This is a genomic window from Rhodococcus sp. NPDC058505 (assembly GCF_042720095.1).
Taxonomy (GTDB): Bacteria; Actinomycetota; Actinomycetes; order Mycobacteriales; family Mycobacteriaceae; genus Rhodococcus_G.
Genome location: NZ_JBHXNB010000006.1, coordinates 66,304 through 86,136 on the forward strand (window position 1 = coordinate 66,304; position 19,833 = coordinate 86,136).

Consider the following 19,833-nt stretch of genomic DNA (forward strand, 5'->3'; position numbering starts at 1 on the left):
ATGGCACTTCGCGAAGCTACCGGCATCGACGGCACCACCCTCGCCTATCGGGTGACCGGACCGGACGGGGCCCGACCGCTGGTGCTGCTGCACGGGTGGGCGCAGTCGATGACCTGCTGGGGCCCGGCGGTGCTGGCCGCGCTGGAACAGCAGTACCGGGTGATCGCGGTGGATCTGCGCGGGCACGGCTACTCCGGTGCCCCCGACACCGGGTACGACGACCCGAAGAACTGGGCGGGTGACGTCGCCGCCGTCCTCGCAGCCGAGGGGATCGAGAGAAACACGGTTCTCCTCGGCTGGTCCTACGGCGGCCTGGTGATCGCCGACTACCTCGCCGAGCACGGCACCGGCGCCGTCGACGGCATCATCCTGGTCGGCGCGATCACCAGCATCGGACGGGGCCAGAGGGGTGGCCACGTCGGCCCCGCGATGCGCGCCGCGCTGCCCGCGGCACTGTCCGAGGAACCCCGGGATGCGATCCGGGCGCTCGGCAGTTTCGGGACCGCACTCACCGGCCCGGGGGAGCACGGCGTCGCCTCCCAGGCGCTGTTCGGGGCCAGCCTCGCCACCCCGCCGCGGGTGCGGGCGGCGCTGTTCGGGCGGGAGATCGGCCACGACGACCTGCTCGCGGGGCTCGACGTCCCGGCGCTGATCCTGCACGGCACCGACGACACCGTCGTCGACGTCGCCGCGGGCAGGCACGCCGCCGAGTTGATCCCGAACGCCACTGCCTCCTACTGGGAGGGATGCAACCACGGCCCGTTCGTCGAGGACCCGGACCGGTTCGTCGCCGAGGTGAGCGCGTTCATCGACGCGCTCTGACCCGACGCGGTGCCTCGGCTCAGCGGGACAGGGCCCGGGACCGTGCCACCGAGGTGAGCTTGTCCGGGTTGCGCACCAGGTACACCGCGGACACCAGCCCGTCGGACACCTCGATCATCGCGACGGTGTCGAGCACGTCGCCGGAGTAGATCAGCACCGACGGCACCGAGTTGACCACCCCGGCCTCGAAGCGGATGCCGGGGACACCGATCCGGCCGAGCCCGGTCATGAACTGCGCCACCCGCTCGCGGCCCAGCACCGGCCTGCGCGCGGCGTTGACCTTGCCGCCGCCGTCCGAAATCTCCACGACGTCCGGCGACATCAGGTCCATCAACGCCTGAATGTCGCCGGACATCGCTGCGCCGAGGAACCTCCCGGCCACCTCCTGCGCGTCCGCCGACGTGGGCGCGAACCGGCGGCGGCGGGCCTGCACGTGACCCCGGGCGCGGTGCGCGGTCTGCCGGACCGCCGTCTCGGAGCGGCCCACCGCCGCCGCGACCTCGGCGTGGCTGAAGCCGAACACCTCGCGCAGCACGAACACCGCCCGCTCGTCCGGGCTCAGCGTCTCGAGTACCAGCAGCATCGCCATCGACACCGACTCGGCGAGCAGAATGTCTTCTGTCGCATCGGGTTCGGTGCGGATCGGCTCCGGAAGCCAACTCCCGACATAGTCCTCCCGGCGGCGCCCGGTGGTGCGCAGATGGTTCAGCGCCTGCCGGGTCACGATCTGCGCGAGGTAGGAGCGCGGATTCCCGACCGTCGCCGGGTCCACCTCCGCCCAGCGCAGGTAGCTGTCCTGCAGCACGTCGTCGGCGTCGGTCGCGCTGCCGAGGATCTCGTACGCGACCGTGAACAGCAGCGGCCGGTACTCGGTGAACGTGTCGACGGCGCTCACACCATCGCCCCCTGTTCTGCGCGCGCCCGCCGCGGACCGCGCAGCCAGCGGTACCCGCCCGCGCCGGGTCCGATCCACCGCAGCGTGGTCCGGCAGACCTGCTCCTTCACGCGCGCGCCGGTCCGGCCGCGCAGCGCCCAGCGCCGCGGGCTGTCGTCGGTGCGGACGAACTGCACGACGCCGGCGCGCCGCCCCAGGCTGACGCATTGCAGCAGAAAGCCCATCGACAGCGGTTCCGGGTCGCGGCCGTCGAGGAGGGCGAGCACGGTGTCGGCGCCGTGCGCGCCGAGCGGGATCGCGGCCTGGCAGCTCATCCGGATGTGCCCGGCGACGCTGTCCGGCGGTGCGACCGCGTCGCCGACCCCGACGATCGTCGGGTGGCCCGGGACCACCAGGGCCCCGTCGGTGCGCAGTCGGCCCTGCGTGTCGACCGGGAGCCCGCTGCGCCGCGCCAGGTCCGGGACCCGGAACTCGCCTGCCCACACCGCGACAGCGGAAGCGCACTCGGTGCCGTCGTCCAGGAGCACCCGGTCGGCCTCGATCCGGGTCGCGCGCGCTCCCTCCCCAATCCGGACCCCGAGCCGGGCCAGGGCGCGGGTGACGGCGCGGCGACCCCGCGGCGCCAGGCTCGCCGCGACCGGGCCGGACGACACCAGCCGCACCCGCAGGTCCGGGCGCTGCTCGGCGATCTCCGCCGCCGTCTCGACGCCGGTCAGGCCGCCGCCGATCACCACCACCGACGCCCCCACGTCGAGATCCCGCAGCCGGGTGCGCAGCCGCTCCGCGTCCTCCAGGTCGCCGACCGCGAACGCGTGCTCGGCGCCGTCGGGTCCGCCGCCGGTGCTGCTGCCGACCGCGTAGATCAGGTGGTCGAAATCGATCACCTCGCCGTCGGTCAGCAGCAATTGGCGATCCTCGATCCGGTCAGCCGTGCCCACCCGCAGCACGACGTCGGGGTGCAGCACCCCCGCCAGCGGCACGGTGGCGTCACCGGAATCGGCGGCGTACTGGTGCAGTCGCACCCGCTCGACGAACTCGTCCCGCGGGTTGACCACCGTCACGGTCGCCTCCGGGCGTCCCGCCGCGATCCGGTTGGCGGCCATCACGCCGGCGTACCCCGCCCCGACGACCACGACCCGCCTCGTGCCGTTCATCTCCACCACGTCCTCCCTCGACTCGAGTGATCCTCATACCTGGGACACCGCTCGGGCGGAAGACGTGACAGTGAACTGCGCCACAATCGTTGGCGCCAGGACCGTTACCGGGCCGGACGGCGCCCGGAGCGGGGCAGGCGGGGCAGCCGCGGACGCATCGGGGGGTAGACGAGGGTGAGGGCCGCGAGCAGCGTGAAGTAGCTGCGCAGCACCCGGAAGCACAGGTAGCCCGGGATGTATTTGACCGCCCGCGGCTGCCAGTACAGGCACACCCCGAGCGTCACGAACAGCGACATGCCGAGCAGCGTTGCCACCACCGGCTGCCACTGCATCGTGGTGAACGTCGCGCGGAAGAAGACCTCCGCGATCACCGCGAACAGCAGCAGCGGACCGAGCATCGCCCGGCGGGCCGCGTTCACCAGCTGAAACGGCAGGACGAATGTGCCGGTCATCGAGCGACGGTCGAACAGGATCGCGCGATTCCGTGCGGTGAGGTGGTAGATGCTGCGGAACCAGCGGGTGCGCTGCTCGCGCAGGTGGGCGTACGACGCCGGAGTTTCACTGTGGTACACCGCAACCGGGTCGGAGATGCTGTGATAGCCGGCGGCGGTCAACCGCATGCAGATGTCGGTGTCCTCGCCGTTCATCCCCTGGACCATGCCGCCGACCTCGACCAGGGTGCTGCGCCGGTACACGGTGAACATGCCGGGGACGCCGAGGACCCCCTGATAGCCGTCGAGCGACACCTGGAAGAACCCGTGCCGCATGTACACCTCGACCAGACGGACCTTGTCGATCCACGTCCGCTCCTCCGCGGGCATCGGAATGCCGCCGACGGACCCGACATTCGGGTCGGCGAAGTGGGTCATCGCGGTCTGCAGGCAGCCAGGGCCGATCACGGTGTCGGCGTCGATGCGGACGATGAACTCCTCGGTGAGGTGCGCGATGCCCATGTTCAGCGCGATCGCCTTGCCGGGGGTCGGGCATTCGAGCACCTCGCCGGTGATGTTGACGCATCCGTCGATCGCCAGCTGGGCGACCGCATGGGTGTCGTCGGAGGAGGCGTTGTTCACCACGCAGAGATGGATTCGGCCGGGGTAGGTCGCGGCGGCCGCGTCGACGGACGCGATGGTGGCGCCGATGCTATGCGCCTCGTTGTGGGCGGGGACCAGGATCGCCGCCGGTGGGACATGGCCCGCGCCCGCCCGGCGGGACCGGTCGAGGGCGCGGACCCCGAACCACGCGGTCGAGGCCGCGAACAACTGCTGGACCAGGAAGACGCCTGCGCCGATGCCACCGAGGATCGCCCACGCCTTCAACGCGTCCACGACCGCGGACAGGAAGTGCAGCGCGACCGCGGTCACCAGAATCGACGCCGCCAGGCAGCCGAACCACACCGCGAACGCCCGTCGCGGCGTGCCGGGGCTGGTCGGCACCGGACCCGGATCGGGGAGGTGCGCCTGCCGAAGAATGGTGTGCGGGAACAGGGCCAGCGCCGCCAGACCGGACAGCATCTGCAGCGCGAACGCGGAGATCGACACGATCCCGGAACCGTGCAGCACCCAGGCGCCGACGTCGACGACGGTGCAGAACACCGCGAACTTCCCCAGCAGCGCGGCGCCGATGAACAACCGCCGCCAGCGGTTCGAGTAGGCGAACGCCGCGTAGGTGACGAAGAAGACGACCAGGAACATGCGCAGCGGGAACACCACGTCCCCCCCGGCGCCCGCGAAGAAGATGAGATCACGCGGCAGGTCCCGGTCGACGGTGTGGACCAGCAGGGTCCGCAGGCACATGACGAGGATGCCGAGCGCCGCGAACGTGATCAGGAATCCGTTGGCCGCGCTGGCGGGCCGGTCGACGGCGTAGCCCTTCGGGGCGCTGTCGACGGACCGGAAGTGGTCGGTGATCGCCCCGCCCTTGGGGCGTGCCACCCCGGTCATCGTGGAGCGTCGCGGCGGACCGGGGTGGTCGGGGCGATCGTGCCGTCCGGGTTGACCACGATGGCGCCCTGCGAGGTCACGATCTGCGCGGACTCGCGGCCGAAGTCGGGCAGCCGGACGGCCCCGGCGTCGCCCGCGTACTGGACCACCAGTCCGGGGGCGCCGCCGGTGCCGGTCGCGGTCTCGACGACCAGGCCGGTGTCGAACGCCGAAATGTCCAGCGGCGTCGGGTCCGGGCCCGCGACGATGCGGCCGTCCGCCAGGCGCACCGGCGGCGCCACGTCGGGACTGTCCCCGACCAGGATGAACGGCTGCCCCGGCGCCGGCTGGCCGCCCCACCGGAACTCCGGATCGTACTGGGCGGGAACGAAATCGGTGAGGACGGGAGTGACCGCGTTGAGCTGCTCGACGGCGTTCGCCTCGGTCGCGTCGGGGAGAGAGACCGCGAACCCCGGCGCCAACTGGCGCGGCAGCGCGGTGAACCCGGCACCCGGATCGTCGCCCAACTGCAGCGCCGATTCGCCGCGCAGCTGGATCGGGTAACTCGTCACCCGCACGTTGCAGCCGCCGAGGTCGCGGTCGCGCTGCACGGTCAGCGTCAGCGTGTTGTCGAGCAGTTGGTCGGCGGGCGGCAGGTCGATCGTGGCGACCCCGCCGGTCGCGTTGAGCCGCTGACTGCCGAGGAAGCGGCCGTTGAGGTCGGTATTCAACAGCCAGGTCAGGTCGTCGGGGGAGTCGGGCAGCTGCACCGCGACCCGCACGGATGCCGGCGCCCTGCCACCGGGGAGGTCGGCGAGGGAGTATCCGACCCGCCAGCGCCGGGTCTCGGTGATCTGGCCCCGCGACATGTCCGCGCCGAGCGACGCGAGCGGCACCTGGTCGCCGCCGGGCGTCGCCGGGGTGACGGCGCGGGGATCGGCGGTGTCGGAGTCGGCCGTCGCGACGGTCGGCTCGGTGAGGAAGGTGGACAGCAGATCCCCGCGCGGCTCGACGAGCCCGAGCACCGGTGCGCCGTCGATCCGGCCGACGGTGACGGCGGCCGCGTCGCCGTCGACGGGCCGCCATCCGGTGGCCTCGGTGAGGGTGGCGGCCGGGCCGAGCAGGATGGTGTTGCGCAGGTCGCCGTCCGGCGGGCTGTCCGTGTAGCTGACGTCGTGGCCCGCTCGGGTCAATGCCATGCCGAGATATGCTGCCGTGGTGCGCCATTGATCGCCGCGGTCGGTGAGGACGACGGTGAGGGCCCGGTCCCACGAGGCGACCGTATCGCGGACCGTGTGGATCGGCTGGTCCAGCGCCGCCTCGAGCACGCTGGCCGGGTCGAGGTGGACCTGCATCCCCGCCGAATGATCGGGGGTGCAGGTCTCGTCGTGGCGGGTGCCCTCGGCCCGCACCTGAACGCGGACCCGGCCGTCGCCCGCCGCCTGGTCGGGGACGTCGACGAAGGTGTCGAGGGGGTTGTCGCCGGTGGCGAGTTGCGTCTTGGACACCTGCTGGCCGTCCATGCTCACCACCAGGAAGACGGTGCTGTCGGCGGCGACCTGCGTGGACCCGGTCAGGTGCAGCCGGGTCTCGTCGCGCCCCGAATCCGCGGGCAGGGTCACCAGATAGCTCGTCGACGGGGAGTCGTCGGTCAGCCAGACCCCGTCGGCGTGACCGGAGCCGGCGAGGGTCTTCGCGAAGTGGCGTTCGGGTGGAACCTCGAGACTGGTGTCGTCGACGTCCTTGGTGAACCACGACGGCCGCACCACGATGAAGCCGGCCAGCAGGACCAGGGCGACACCGAGCACCCACCACGCTGATCTCGGGACGGTGCGCCCCTTTTCGCCCTTGAAGTAGCGTCCGGTGTCGTCGGGGCTCGCCCCGCCCGGCCGGTCCCGGTCGCTGCTGTCGTGGTCTGACGTGCCCGATCCGCCGGTGTCCTCGCCGTCGTTGCTCATCGTCGTCCTTCCCGCCGCAGCGTCGATCCGTCGCCAGGCTCGGTGGTCATCGTCGCCCGATGCTGGGTTCTCCCGTTGCGGCCCTGCGAGTGTCGTTCCACGCGGAGGTGCACGGGATGCGGGACGTGTCGACCCGGGTGGCGTACTTCTGCGCGATGTCCACCGACTCGGTGAGCAGTCCGGTCGCGAGCCGGGTCGGGGTCAGGCCAAGGCCGAGCAGCTGATCGTTGCGGGCGTCGAGGTCGTTCTCGTCGGCCTCCGCCCGCGGATTCGGCAGGTACGCGACGGTCGCCCCGGTTGTCGCCGCGACCAGCTCGGCCAGGTCCGCTACCCGATGGGTCTCGGTGACCTGGTTCATCACCCGGACCCGCGACGCGGACACCTCGGAGCCGGACTCGACGGCCAACCGGATGCAGCGGACGGTGTCCCGGATGTTGATGAACGCCCGCGTCTGGCCGCCGGTCCCGTGCACGGTCAACGGATGCCCGACCGCGGCCTGCACCAGGAACCGGTTGAGGACGGTGCCGTAGTCGCCGTCGTAGTCGAACCGGTTGATCAGGCGTCCGTCGCGGGCGGTGTCGTCGGTCTGGGTTCCCCAGACGATGCCCTGGTGCAGGTCGGTGATCCGGACGCCGTCGTTGCGGGCATAGAACTGAAACAGCAACTGGTCCAACGACTTGGTCAGGTGGTAGACGCTGCCCGGCTGGGTGGGATAGAGGATGTCCCTGGTGTGCGGATCGCCGTTGCGGTCCGGATAGGTCACCGTCAAATAGCCCTCCGGCAGGTCGACGGGCACCGATTCGTAGCCGTACACGCCCATCGTGCCCAGGTGCACCACATGCGCGTCGAGTCCGGTCTGCACCACCGCCGCGAGCAGGTTGTGCGTCCCGTTCAGATTGTTGTCGATCGTGTACCGCTTGTGGCTGGGCGACTTCATCGAGTACGGGGCGGCCCGCTGCTCGGCGAAATGGACGACGGCGTCGGGACGTTCGGTCGTCAGCAGGTCGACCAGCTCGTCGTAGTCGCGGGCCAGATCGAGGGCGACGGTGCCGATGGTGTTGCCGGTGACCTCGTGCCAGGCCCGAACCCGTTCGGCGAGCGGACGGATCGGGGTCAGTGACTGCACCCCGAGCTCATCATCGATCCGGCGCCGCACCCCGCTGTCGACGATCGTGACGTGGTGGCCGTGCGCGGACAGGTGCAGGGCACTCGGCCAGCCGCAGAACCCGTCACCGCCGAGAACGAGGACACGCATGTGAGGCACTCCCGTCGTGAGCAAACCGATCAGGACCGAGCGGTGAGGCCCTTCCTTCGGGAGGGCCTCACCGAGTTGGTCCGGGCGATTACGGTGTGACGATGGCGAAATCGGGGTCGGGTCCGTCGAGGTAGCCGACCAACGTGGCCAGCTTCGCGGCGTCTCCCTCGACCGCCACGCTGCCGCTTGCGATTTGCTCGCTCAGGTCCGCCCCGCCGAGCAGGAGGCGATGCAGGTCCGCATTGCTGATGGTGAACGTGGCGTCGGGCGCGGGCACCTCGCCGTCGACGTCGAAGTGCACCAACACCCCGTTGCGCAGCCGGCTGCGGTGCACGAGGTCGGCGTCCGTGACCCGCCAGTCGATCGTGATGTCGGCATCCCAGGATCGCGGACCGTCGAGCCGGAGCGCGATGGCGTCGAACAGCTGCTCGACGGTCAGCGCGCCCGCGATGTCCGGGGAGTTCGTGGCGAGTGGGGTTCCGATTCCGCCGTTGCGGAGCTCGTAGGCGCCCATCAGGAAGAAGTTGCGCCAGGTCCCGTTTTCCGAGCCGAAGCCGAGCTGCTCAAGGGTGTCTGCCTGCAGGGCGGTGGCCTCGGCGTTGGTCGGGTCGGCGAAGATCACGTAGTTGAGCACCTGCGCGACCCAGCGGAAGTCGCCCTCGGCGAACGACTGTCGTGCCTTCTCCAGGACCGTCTGCGCGCCGCCCATGAACTCGACGTGGCGCTTCGCGGACTCGACCGGGGGGTGCTCCCAGAGGGTCGCCGGGTTGCCCTCGAACCAACCCATGTAGCGCTGGTAGATCGCCTTGACGTTGTGGCTGACCGACCCGTAGTAGCCGTGCGTATGCCAGGACTGCTCGATCGCGGGCGGCAGCTGGATATCCTCGGCGAACTCGATCCCCGTGGAGCCCTTGTTGATTGCACGCAGCGTCTGGTCGTGCAGATAGCCGTAGAGGTCGCGCTGCACGGAAAGGAACTCGGTCAGCCGCTCGGTGCCCCACGTCGGCCAGTGATGCGACGCGAAGACCACGTCGGTGCGGGCCGCGTACTTGTTGATCGACTCGGTCAGGTACTTCGACCAAATGTGCGGATCACGCACCAGCGCGCCGCGCAGCGTCAGCAGGTTGTGCAGCGTGTGGGTGGCGTTCTCCGCCATGCACAGCGCCCGATGATCCGGAAAGTGGAAGTTCATCTCCGAAGGCGCCTCGGTGCCCGGCGTCATCTGGAACTCGATGCGGACACCGTCGACGGTCTCGGTCTGACCGGTGTGCGTGATGTCGAGGGTCGGGGCGATCAGCGTCGGGGTACCCGTCGAGTTGGTGGGTCCGAGTCCTGCCCCGACCGCGCCATGCGGCCCGCGCGGCAGCGCGGCCCCGTACATGTAGGCCGATCGGCGCGCCATCGCGGCGCCCGCGTACACGTTCTCGGCGACCGCGTGCTCGACGAAGCCCGCGGGCGCAAGCACGGGGCAACGGCCCGCATCGACGTCCTCCTGGGTGGTAACCCCCTTGACGCCGCCGAAGTGGTCGATGTGGCAGTGCGTGTAGATGACCCCGGTGACCGGTCGATCGCCGCGATGCTCGCGGTACAGCGCCAACCCGGCGGCGGCGGTTTCCGCGGAGATCAACGGGTCGATCACGATCACGCCGGTGTCGCCCTCGACGAGGGTCATGTTCGACAGGTCGAGGCCGCGGATCTGATAGATCCCGTTGGTCACCTCGAACAGGCCCTGCATGGCGCACAGTTTCGACTGCCGCCACAGGCTCGGGTGCACCGTGTCCGGGCACTGCTCGTTCAGGAAGCCGAAGGCGTCGCTGTCCCAGACAACCTTGCCGGCGTCGTTCTTCACCACGCCCGGGTCGAGCGCCGCAATGAAGCCGCGTCTCGCGTCCTCGAAGTCCTGCTCGTCGCCGAACGGCAACCGCTGCTGTGCGTCGTCGTGCTGGGCCTTCACGCTTGCCGACACGGTATCCGTCATGGCTCTCCTTCCACGGGACCGGGCTCGTCGCGGACTGCACCGGACGGAGCGATCGGTCTACTTGGCGACACCGGGCACCGCCTGGACGGCCGATGCCTCGTGACCCGACAGTGGCACCGGAAAGGGGACGGTGCTTCACCCGTGGGGGATGAGCCTTCGCGCGGTGCGATGCGGGGCGTCGGCGGGGACAGGGCAAGATGGAGTCGTGACGCCAGCACAGAATCATCGACTTCGACGGGTGGCCGTCCTGTCGGTGCACACCTCGCCGTTGGCGCAGCCGGGCACCGGGGACGCGGGCGGCATGAACGTCTACGTGCTGCAGAGCGCGCTGCAACTCGCGCGCCGCGGCATCGAGGTGGAGATCTTCACCAGGGCCACGTCGTCGGCGGACGCGCCGGTCGTGGAGGCGGCGCCCGGCGTGCTGGTCCGCAATGTCGTCGCCGGGCCGTTCGAGGGTCTCGACAAGCACGACCTGCCGACCCAGCTGTGCGCGTTCACCGCTGGCGTGCTGCGCGAGGAGGCGCACCACGAACCCGGGTACTACGACCTGATCCATTCCCACTACTGGCTGTCCGGGCAGGTCGGCTGGCTGGCCAGGGACCGCTGGGGGGTGCCGCAGGTGCACACCGCCCACACCCTCGCTGCGGTGAAGAACGCGTCCCTCGCGGACGGCGACACCCCGGAACCGGCGGCCCGGCAGATCGGTGAGCAGCAGGTGGTCGCGGAGGCGGACCGGCTGATCACCAACACCGCCGAGGAGGCGGGGCAGCTCGTCGACATCTACGGCGCCGAGCGCGACCGCATCGACGTCGTCGCGCCGGGCGCCGACCTCGGCCGGTACCGGCCGGGGGACCGCGCCGCCGCCCGCACCGAACTCGGCCTCGACCCCGCCGAGCTGATCGTCACGTTCGTCGGCCGCATCCAGCCGCTGAAGGCGCCGGACGTGCTGCTGCGGGCCGCAGCGGAACTGCACCGGCGTGAGCCCGGCCTTCCGGTGCGGGTGCTGGTGGTCGGTGGGCCGTCCGGCAGTGGACTCGAGCGCCCGGACTCGCTGATCGACCTGGCCGCCGAGCTCGGCATTTCCGCGCGGGTCACGTTCCTGCCGCCGCAGCCGCCGGACCGCCTGGTGCAGGTGTACCGGGCGTCGGACGTCGTCGCGGTCCCGAGCTACTCCGAGTCGTTCGGCCTGGTCGCGCTCGAGGCGCAGGCCAGCGGGACGCCGGTCGTCGCGGCCGATGTCGGCGGGCTCGGCGTCGCCGTGCGCAGCGGCCACAGCGGGCTGCTGGTGCCCGGCCACGACACCGGGGACTGGGCGGACGCGCTGCGGACCGTGCTGGTCGACGACGCGCTGCGGGCGTCGTTCGCGCGGAACGCGCCGGTGCACGCGGCGAACTTCTCGTGGGAGCACACCGCGGACGGACTGCTCGACAGCTATCACCGGGCGGTCGCCGGTTATCGGCGCAGCGGCGACCTCACCCAGCGGCGCGGCCGCGGCCTGTGGAAACTGCGCCGGCGGGGAGGAGTACGCGCATGAGCACTGCGGTGAACGAGACGGCGACCCTGATCGAGGCGGCCCTGACCGACCGCGACCTCGAGTTTTCGCGGCCCGCGCCCCACCAGTTCGTCGTCGAGCTGCCGGGGGAGCACAAGCTCAAGACGAGCTGCCTGCTCACCGTCGGCAACCACGGGGTGCGGGTCGAGGCGTTCGTGTGCCGCAAGCCGGACGAGAATTTCGAGGGGGTCTACAAGTACCTGCTGCGCCGCAACCGCCGCCTGTACGGGGTGCACTACACGATCGACAAGATCGGGGACATCTATCTCGTCGGCCGGATCAGCACCCACGCGGTCACCGGCGATGAGCTCGATCGGGTGCTCGGGCAGGTGCTTGAGGCGGCGGATGGCGACTTCAACATCCTGCTCGAGCACGGGTTCGCGAGTTCGATTCGGCGGGAATGGGAGTGGCGGGTCTCGCGCGGGGAGTCGCTGAAGAATCTGGAGCCGTTCCGGCACCTCGTCGAGGGTGGCGGCGTCGAGGGCGGCGGCGCGCCATGGCCCGGTGCGGGCACGCCTGGCGTCGCGGACCGGGGTGCGTCGGGGTAGGTTCGGGGAACATGAGCGAGCGCTTAGTTTCGCCGCCCGGACGAGGAGTGCCTCCGTGAGCTTCACCAGCCCGTACCCCGATGTGGACATCCCGAACCTCGGTCTCTACGACTTCCTGTTCGGGTCGATCACCGAACAGGACCTGGGCCGGGTCGCGCTGATCGACGGCGCCACCGGCGAGGAAACCGACTACCGGACGCTGATCGCGAAGATCAACGCCGTCGCCGGCGCGCTCGCGGCCCGCGGCCTGAGCGTCGGCGACGTCGTCGGCCTGCACTCGCCGAACTCGCCCGAGTTCGCGGTCGCCTTCCATGGCATTCTGCGTGGCGGCGGCACCGCGACCACGATCAACGCGCTCTACACCGCCGCCGACATCGCCAAGCAGCTGAAGGACTCCGGCGCCAAGGCGCTGTTCACGGTCTCGCCGATGCTGGCGCAGGCGGTCACGGCGGCCGAGCAGGTCGGCATCCCCGCCGAGCGGGTCATCGTCCTCGACGGCGCCGAGGGGCACCTGTCGCTGGCGGACCTGATCGCCGAGGATGCGTCCGCACCGACCGTCGCCTTCGACCCCGCCACCCAGGTCGCGGTGCTGCCGTACTCGTCCGGCACCACCGGCAACCCCAAGGGCGTCGAGCTGTCCCATCGCAACCTGGTCGCGAACGTCTGCCAGGTCGGGTTGCCCGTCCCGGTCCGCGCCGACGACCGGGTGCTCGCGGTGCTGCCGTTCTTCCACATCTACGGCCTGACCGTGCTGCTGAACCTGTCGCTGTACCAGCGCGCCAGCCTCGTCACGATGGCGAAGTTTGACCTGTCGAAGTTCCTGACCCTCGTGTCCGGGAAGAAGTGCACCTTCGTGTTCGTCGCCCCGCCGGTCGCGCTGGCACTGGCCAAGCACCCGATGGTCGACGAGCACGACCTGTCCAGCGTGCGCACCATCGTCTCCGGGGCGGCGTCCCTCGACGAGGAACTCGGCAACGCGGTCGCGGCGCGGCTCGGGACGCGGGTGCTGCAGGGGTACGGGATGAGCGAGCTCAGCCCGGTCAGCCACATCATCGGGGTCGACGAGCTGGAGGTGTCGCTGAGCTCGATCGGCAAGCCGCTGCCCAACACCGAGAACAAGATCGTCGACCCGGCAACGGGCGCCGAGATCGCCGTCCCCGCCGAGGGGCGCAGCGAGCCCGGCGAGCTGTGGGTCAAGGGCCCGAACGTGATGCTCGGCTACCTGAACAACGACGCGGCGACCGCGGAGACGCTCGACGCCGATGGCTACCTGCACACCGGGGACGTCGCGGTCGTCGACGCGGACCTGAACGTGTACATCGTGGACCGGCTCAAGGAGCTCATCAAGTACAAGGGCTACCAGGTGCCGCCCGCCGAGCTGGAGTCGCTGCTGCTCACCCACCCGCAGATCGCGGACGCCGCGGTGATCGGCGTGCGCGACGCCGAGGGCGAGGAGGTGCCGAAGGCGTTCGTCGTGCTGCAGGCCGGCGCCGAGCTGACCGCGGACGAGGTGATGGCGTTCGTTGCCGAGCGGGTGTCGCCGCACAAGAAGGTGCGCCGGGTGCAGTTCATCGACACCGTCCCGAAGTCCAGTGCGGGCAAGATCCTGCGCAAGGATCTGCGTGCCGGGGAGGCGCGCGGATAGGCATGTGCGCTGTCGTCGCGTGCGCGGTACCGAATGGGGCTTTCGGTCACATCAAGTGACCGAAAGCCCCATTCGGTACGGGGGCGGGGTGACGTCGACCACGCCGAGGTGTGGAACCACAAAACGGAGTACACTCATTAATGAGTGAAGTTCGGGAGGTGGATTCGATGGAAGCCGGTCGGCGCGAACGCGGCAAGGCCGAGAAGCAGACCCGGATTCGCCTTGCCGCGCAGGAGCTGTTCGCCGAGCGCGGCTACGAGGCCGTGACGACACAGCAGGTTGCGGACCGCGCCGACATCGCGCACGGCACCCTGTTCCGGTACGCGGCGTCGAAGGCCGAACTGCTGCTGATGGTCCACAACGAGGTGTTCGCCGCCGCCGTCACCCGGGGCGAGGCGGACGCGGCCGGGATCGCGGATCCGGTCGAGCGGGTGCTGACGCTGATCGCGCCGGTCATCTACTCCGGCCGCGACCACGACGAGAACATCGTCGCGTACGAGCGGGACCTGCTGTTCGGTCCGCCGGACGCCCCGTTCCGCCGCGCTGGCCTGCAGATCGTCACCCGGCTCGAGGCGTCGATCGCCGACTGCCTCGCCGGGGGTGGGCGGCACGACGACGACACCGTCGCCGCCGCGCGCGCCGTCTTCGCGGTCCTGCACATGGAGATCGCGCAACCCGTCGTCCGAGCGGACACGCCCGGCGTCGCCTCCGGCGCACTGCGTCGCCAGGTGAACATGATCGTCGCGGGCCATCGCGCTCGCGCCCAACAGGATTGACACCGCACCCGAAAGGAAGGGTCAGATGACCGCCATCACCAAGGTCACCGTGCTGGGGACAGGCGTCCTCGGCTCCCAGATCGCCTACCAGACCGCCTATCACGGCGTCGACGTCGTCGCCTACGACATCAATGACGACATTCTGGAGACCGCGAAGTCCCGGTTCGCGGGCCTGGCCGACACCTACCGCGCCGAGGTCGACGGCGCAGCCGACGGCAAGGCCGACGCCGCGCTGGGCCGGATCACCTACTCCGCGGACCTGGCGGCGGCAGTCGCCGACGCCGACCTGGTGATCGAGGCGATTCCGGAGAACATCGACATCAAGCGCGACACCTACACCCGGCTCGGCGAGGTGGCCCCCGAGAAGACGATCTTCGCGACCAACTCCTCGACGCTGCTGCCGAGCGACCTGATGGCGTTCACCGGCAGGCCCGCGAAATTCCTCGCGCTGCACTTCGCCAACCGGGTGTGGGCGCACAACACCGCAGAGGTGATGGGCACCACCGAGACCGATCCCGAGGTGTACCGCCGGGTCGCCGACTTCGCGTCCTCGATCGGGATGGTGCCGATCGAGATGAAGAAGGAGAAGGCGGGCTACCTGCTGAACTCGCTGCTGGTGCCGTTCCTGTCCGCCGCGGGCCAGCTCGTCGTCGACGGCATCGCCGAGCCCGAGATGGTCGACAAGACCTGGAAGATCGGCACCGGAGCCCCCGCGGGCCCGTTCGAGATCTACGACGTCGTCGGCCTGAACACCGCATACAACATCTCGATGGCGGGCGGGCCCGGTCAGCAGCGGTTCGCGCAGTACATCAAGGAGAACTACATCGACAAGGGCAAGCTCGGGGTCGCCACCGGTGAGGGCTTCTACAAGTACTGACTCGCGGCATTCAGGCCAGTGCGGACGGCAGCCCGACGTCGTAGATCGACAGCACGTCGGTGGTCCGCTGCAGGGCCTCGACCACGACCCCGGCCGGCGCGAGGTGGAACGTCGGGTAGTCGATCTCGCCGAGCGTCGGGTCGACCGTCCACGCGAGTCGTTCCCCGTCGACGGAGAATTCGGCGGAGATGTCCTCCCGATTCCCCCGCGGATCCTGCCGATGCCACGCACCGCCGAGGTGCACCGCGACGAGACCGTGCAGGACGTGCCCGTCGCCGTGCGCGAGGCGCTGATAGCACAGCGCGGTCGGGACGCCCTTGCCGCGCAGCACCGCCGCGAGCAGGTGCGACTTGGCGTAGCAGAGGCCGACCCGCTGCGCGAGGACCTCCGACGCCAGCAGCGTGACGCGGGGATCCTGCGCGTCGTACGAGTGCGCGACCTCGTCGCGCACCCATTCGAACGCCCGGCGCGCGAAGTCGACCTCGTCGGTGGACCGCGCCAGGAGGGTGTCGCCGAGCGCCAGCACCGCGGGGTGGTCGATCTCGACGATCGCGTCCCCGGCGAGGAAGGACGCGGGGTCGGGGACGTGGGTGGGGTTCATCGGTGTGGCCACGCGATGAACCTAGCCTCGCGCCGTCCCGCGGCGCGAGCTGTTTGTTTTGATGCTGATTCGGGCGGAATCGGTGGGAAACAATCAACTCGCGGCCGTCACCGGGGAGGGGTCATGTCGAGGCGGATGCCCAGCAGTCGGATCGCGCGGGACGGATCGAGGCGCTCGGTCAGGGCGAGCGCGGCATCGGTGATCGTCGGAACGTCGAAGGTCGGCTCGGGCAGGGCCCGCGAACTGGTGTGCGTCTCGAAAGGGGCATAGCGCACCTTGAGCGTCACCCGGGTCGCGGGACGCCCCTCGGCCCGGACGTCGCCCGCCACCCGCCGGGCCAGGGTGCGGACCGCGTCCTCGATGTCGGCGCGGTCCGCGAGATTGTGCTGGAACGTGGTCTCCCTGCCGTGCCCGCGAGCGATGTACGGCTCGTCGCTGACCCTGGTCGAGCCGCGCCCGCGGCCCAGCCGGGCCAGCCACGGTCCGGTGGTCGGGCCCAGCGCGTCGGCGAGCCGGACCTCGTCGGCGACGGCGAGCTCCCGTACCGTGTGAACGCCCAGCGCGGCAAGCTTTTTCGCGGTCTTCGTGCCGATGCCCCACAGCGCGGAGGTGTCCCGGTCGCCCATCACCGTGAACCAGTTGTCCGCGGTCAGCCGGAACATCCCGCGGGGTTTACCGAAGCCGGTCGCGATCTTGGCCCGCAGCGTGTTGTCGCCGATCCCGACCGAGCAGTGCAACGCCGACGCCGCGAGCACGGCGTGCTGCACCCGACGGGCCAGGGCCTCCGGGTCATCGGTCTCGGCGCCGAGGAACGCCTCGTCCCAGCCGAGCACCTGCACCACCACGTCGAGCGCGCGCAGCGTCGCCATCACCGTCTCCGACGCCGCCGTGTACGCGTCGGCGTCCACCGGAAGGAACACGGCGTCCGGCACCTCGGCCAGTTTGCGGGCCGCGACCCGCAGCGGCATCCCGGACCCGACCCCGTACTCGCGTGCCTCGTAGGAGGCGGTGGAGACGACCCCGCGTTCGGTGGGGTCGCCTCGCCCGCCGACCACGACCGGCCGCCCACGCAGCTCCGGGCGGCGCAGCACCTCGACGGCCGCGACAAACTGGTCGAGGTCGACGTGCAGCACCCAGGTGCCCATCGGCTCAGTCTGCGCCCGTCAGCGCGCGGCCGCCCGGTCCGCCCTGCCGACCGGGGCCTACTCGGCCGTCCCCGAGCAGGACACGACGGCGAACTGCCCGGTCGAGGTCTGTTCGCTGATTACCGTGCCGTCCTGGCGGATCGTGCAGGTGATCGTTGTCGCGCTCGCGTCGGCCTGGGCGGTGAGGGACGCGATCTTGAGCCCGGATACCGTCACCTGGCGACTCCATGGCAGCGCGGCACCGTTGTCCTGCGCGGTGTTCGCGGAATCCCCACTGGTGTAAGTGATGTTGCTCGCCGTCGGGCCGTCGCTCGTCACCTCGTAGGTGATGCCGACGGACTCGTTGAACTCCTTGTCGATTTCGTTCACGGCACTGCCGAACAGAGCCATGCAGCCCCCGAATGCCAGGACACACACCAGGATGATTCCGCCGAGGATCCACGGCCACTTCTTGCGCTTGGGGGGTTGTGGCTGCTGGTAGTAACCGGGCGGGGGGTACTGGCCGGGCTGGGGGTATTGGCCCGGCTGCCCGCCAGCAGTTGGGTCCTGGCCGGGCTGCTGCGGGCCTTGCGGGGGAACGGACATGGGCGCTCCTCGGGTCGAAGACCGGCCCGGGGCGGTGCCGGCGCTGACCTGCACAGGATCCCACGTTCGAAACTGTCTGCACCGGAGCAGATGTCGCCCGCCGCGCATCCGAGATCGAAACGACACCTACGGTCCCCGGTCGGCGGATGCCGGGGGAGGAGTCCTCACGTCGCGAGGAGGTGCGGCAGGCCTGCGGCGTGGCGCTGCGCGTCGATGGCGCGCAACGGGGCCAGTTCCGGCGGCTCGTGCAGTCGGTACATGCGACACGGCGGGGCGGGGGAGCCCGCCGCATCGAGCAGCGCGTTGACGGCGGCCCGCGCCGACTCGTTCGCCGATTCCATCGTCGCGAGGTCGATGTCGGTGCGGACGTAGTCGCCCGCGAGGAACAGGTTGCCGATCGCGGTCCTGGCCTCCGGTCGGTGTCGCAGCGATCCGGCCGTGTTCACCAGCAGCGGCGTGGCGTTGGTGTTGGCGCCGAGCGCGGAGTTCCAGGAGACGCCGGGGTCGAGGAACCAGTGCGCGAGGTCCTCGTCCCGCAGCACCGGCCGGGGTCCGTCGTCGAGGCATTGCCGCAGCTGTGCCCACGTCTCCTTCGCGATCTCCTCGCGGGTGCACTGCTTGGCGGTCTTGCCGAACAGGATGCCGGGGGCGTCCCAGTTGGAGATGTCGACGGACAGGCAGTCGTGGACGGTGCCGTCGCCGTAGCGGGCGGCGAAGTCGCCCGGCCAGAACTGCGCCTGGCTGATCGAGGTCAGCGCCCACGGCGAGCCCAGGTAGGCGACGTGCCCGTCCACGATCGGGGTCGGCCTGCGCAGGAAGTACTGGATGCCGACCATCCAGTCCACCGCCAGTTCCCGCAGTCCGGCGAGGGCGGGGTCGGCCGCGAGCAGTTGCGGGGTCAGCAGGTCGACGGCCCGCTCGACGGGGACCGCGAGCACGTACCAGTCGGCCTCGACTCGGGACCGGTTCCCTGCCGCGTCGGCCGCCGTGGCTCCGGTGATCCGGCCGCCGTCGACGTCGAGCGCGACCACCCGCGATCCCATCTCGAACCGCACGCCCATGCCGCGCAGCAGGTCCGCCCACGGGTCGATCCAGGCCTCGTTGGTCGGGCCGTTGAGCAGGCGGTCGAGGTGCCCGTACTCGGGGACGAGGCCCGCGGCGTTGAGGACGAACGCCTGCCCGATCCGGCCGATGGTCCGGGTGGACGCGCGATCCGGCCGCGCGGCGACGAGTTGCCGGGTCAGCGCGGACACCAGCACCGACTGGTACGCCTCCGACTTGCCGTCCGCTTCGAGCGTCTGCGCCCAGGTGGCGTGCTCCCATTCGCTGTCCCTGCGTTCGATGCTGCTGGTCAGGAACATCACCAGCTTCCGGAGGAAGACCTGCATCTCGGCGGGCGGCACCGCCGTGCCGAGGTTGAACATCGCCCCGAGCGAGTCCTGCAGGGTCGTCGCGTCGTACATGTCCAGGCGCACCGGTGCGGCGGGGCTCGGCGACATCAGGTCCGGTCCACCGGGTATCGACATCCGTAGTCCGCCCGCGGCGACGAGATTGTCGAAGACCCCGTTCGCGTTGCCGGGTACCGGGATTCGTTGCATCGTGTCCGGAATGTGCTGGTAGAAGCCGGGAAAGAAGCGGAATCCGTGCTCGCCGGGCAGATCGCCGCGACCGCCGGTGCCGGTCCCCGGTGCGGTGATGCTGCGGGCCTTGCCGCCGAGCGCGGTCGGCTCGTGCACCGTGACGTCGAAGCCGCGCTCGGCGAGCTCGTGGGCGGCGGTCAGGCCGGCCATGCCGCCGCCGAATACCGCGACCGTCCGCCCGGCGGGGCGCGGTGGTGGGGCGGACCGGGCCGTCGTCGCCCGGGTGGTGGCCAGGACCCCGGCGCCCGCCACCCCGGCCAGCACCGCCCGCCGCGTGACGCCCCGATTGCTTCGTGTGCCTACCTGCCGTTCGCGCATGCCACACCCCCGGTTGGGACACTGCGAGATTGTGACAACGGCTGTTGCCACATGTCAGGTATCTCACAGCCGGGACGGTTCGGGGGCGCGACCCGCCGACGGCGTGATCGGAGCGACGCGGTGGCCTGCTCACCACCCGCGGTCCACATGCCAGGATGGGCA

General features: G+C 70.6%; 16 protein-coding genes. 6 read left to right on the forward strand and 10 right to left on the reverse strand.

Annotated features, from left to right (window positions below; translation table 11 throughout):
* On the forward strand, positions 1 to 822 hold the full coding sequence (locus tag ACFWPA_RS06870) for an alpha/beta fold hydrolase (RefSeq protein WP_378569896.1): 822 nt from the start codon (positions 1 to 3) through the stop codon (positions 820 to 822).
* Between the two features lie 19 nt (positions 823 to 841).
* Here the strand turns inward: ACFWPA_RS06870 and ACFWPA_RS06875 are convergent, their stop codons facing one another.
* From ACFWPA_RS06875 to ACFWPA_RS06900, 6 genes are all read right to left on the reverse strand, one after another.
* On the reverse strand, positions 842 to 1,717 hold the full coding sequence (locus ACFWPA_RS06875; RefSeq protein WP_378506185.1) for an RNA polymerase sigma-70 factor: 876 nt from the start codon (positions 1,715 to 1,717) through the stop codon (positions 842 to 844).
* Positions 1,714 to 2,871 (reverse strand): NAD(P)/FAD-dependent oxidoreductase, encoded by a 1,158-nt coding sequence (locus ACFWPA_RS06880; protein WP_378569897.1) that lies wholly within the window; start codon positions 2,869 to 2,871, stop codon positions 1,714 to 1,716. Before ACFWPA_RS06880 ends, ACFWPA_RS06875 begins: the two co-directional genes overlap by 4 nt.
* 104 nt (positions 2,872 to 2,975) lie before the next feature.
* Complete coding sequence (locus tag ACFWPA_RS06885; protein ID WP_378506187.1) at positions 2,976 to 4,814, reverse strand: glycosyltransferase; 1,839 nt, start codon at positions 4,812 to 4,814, stop codon at positions 2,976 to 2,978.
* A complete protein-coding gene (locus ACFWPA_RS06890) occupies positions 4,811 to 6,751 on the reverse strand; it encodes a hypothetical protein (protein ID WP_378506188.1) in 1,941 nt (646 codons plus the stop codon). Before ACFWPA_RS06890 ends, ACFWPA_RS06885 begins: the two co-directional genes overlap by 4 nt.
* Before the next feature lie 46 nt (positions 6,752 to 6,797).
* Positions 6,798 to 8,006, reverse strand: coding sequence for an NAD-dependent epimerase/dehydratase family protein (locus ACFWPA_RS06895; RefSeq protein WP_378569898.1), 1,209 nt, complete (start codon positions 8,004 to 8,006; stop codon positions 6,798 to 6,800).
* An 88-nt stretch (positions 8,007 to 8,094) separates the two neighbouring features.
* A complete protein-coding gene (locus ACFWPA_RS06900) occupies positions 8,095 to 9,984 on the reverse strand; it encodes an alkyl/aryl-sulfatase (RefSeq protein WP_378506190.1) in 1,890 nt (629 codons plus the stop codon).
* A gap of 148 nt (positions 9,985 to 10,132) precedes the next feature.
* Between ACFWPA_RS06900 and mshA the strand changes: the two genes are divergently transcribed.
* From mshA to ACFWPA_RS06925, 5 genes are all read left to right on the forward strand, one after another.
* Positions 10,133 to 11,518 carry a D-inositol-3-phosphate glycosyltransferase gene (gene mshA / locus ACFWPA_RS06905; protein WP_378506191.1) on the forward strand — a complete coding sequence of 462 codons (1,386 nt, stop codon included), beginning with the start codon at positions 10,133 to 10,135 and terminating at the stop codon, positions 11,516 to 11,518.
* Entirely contained in the window at positions 11,515 to 12,084 is a 570-nt protein-coding gene (locus ACFWPA_RS06910; protein ID WP_378506192.1) for a YbjN domain-containing protein, read from the forward strand. Before mshA ends, ACFWPA_RS06910 begins: the two co-directional genes overlap by 4 nt.
* A gap of 55 nt (positions 12,085 to 12,139) precedes the next feature.
* Entirely contained in the window at positions 12,140 to 13,729 is a 1,590-nt protein-coding gene (locus ACFWPA_RS06915; RefSeq protein ID WP_378569899.1) for an AMP-binding protein, read from the forward strand.
* A gap of 140 nt (positions 13,730 to 13,869) precedes the next feature.
* Complete coding sequence (locus ACFWPA_RS06920) at positions 13,870 to 14,505, forward strand: TetR/AcrR family transcriptional regulator (RefSeq protein ID WP_378506194.1); 636 nt, start codon at positions 13,870 to 13,872, stop codon at positions 14,503 to 14,505.
* Positions 14,506 to 14,530: 25 nt separating this feature from the next.
* The gene (locus ACFWPA_RS06925; protein ID WP_378506195.1) at positions 14,531 to 15,382 is read left to right on the forward strand and encodes a 3-hydroxyacyl-CoA dehydrogenase; all 852 of its coding nucleotides are present in this window, start codon (positions 14,531 to 14,533) and stop codon (positions 15,380 to 15,382) included.
* A gap of 10 nt (positions 15,383 to 15,392) precedes the next feature.
* Here the strand turns inward: ACFWPA_RS06925 and ACFWPA_RS06930 are convergent, their stop codons facing one another.
* The 4 genes from ACFWPA_RS06930 to ACFWPA_RS06945 form a co-directional block, all read right to left on the reverse strand.
* Positions 15,393 to 15,995, reverse strand: coding sequence for a transglutaminase family protein (locus tag ACFWPA_RS06930; RefSeq protein ID WP_378506196.1), 603 nt, complete (start codon positions 15,993 to 15,995; stop codon positions 15,393 to 15,395).
* A 95-nt stretch (positions 15,996 to 16,090) separates the two neighbouring features.
* Positions 16,091 to 17,128 (reverse strand): DNA polymerase IV, encoded by a 1,038-nt coding sequence (locus ACFWPA_RS06935; RefSeq protein WP_378569900.1) that lies wholly within the window; start codon positions 17,126 to 17,128, stop codon positions 16,091 to 16,093.
* A gap of 57 nt (positions 17,129 to 17,185) precedes the next feature.
* The gene (locus tag ACFWPA_RS06940; RefSeq protein ID WP_378569901.1) at positions 17,186 to 17,713 is read right to left on the reverse strand and encodes an MmpS family transport accessory protein; all 528 of its coding nucleotides are present in this window, start codon (positions 17,711 to 17,713) and stop codon (positions 17,186 to 17,188) included.
* A 164-nt stretch (positions 17,714 to 17,877) separates the two neighbouring features.
* A complete protein-coding gene (locus ACFWPA_RS06945; protein WP_378506199.1) occupies positions 17,878 to 19,671 on the reverse strand; it encodes an FAD-dependent oxidoreductase in 1,794 nt (597 codons plus the stop codon).
* Positions 19,672 to 19,833: the final 162 nt, after the last annotated feature.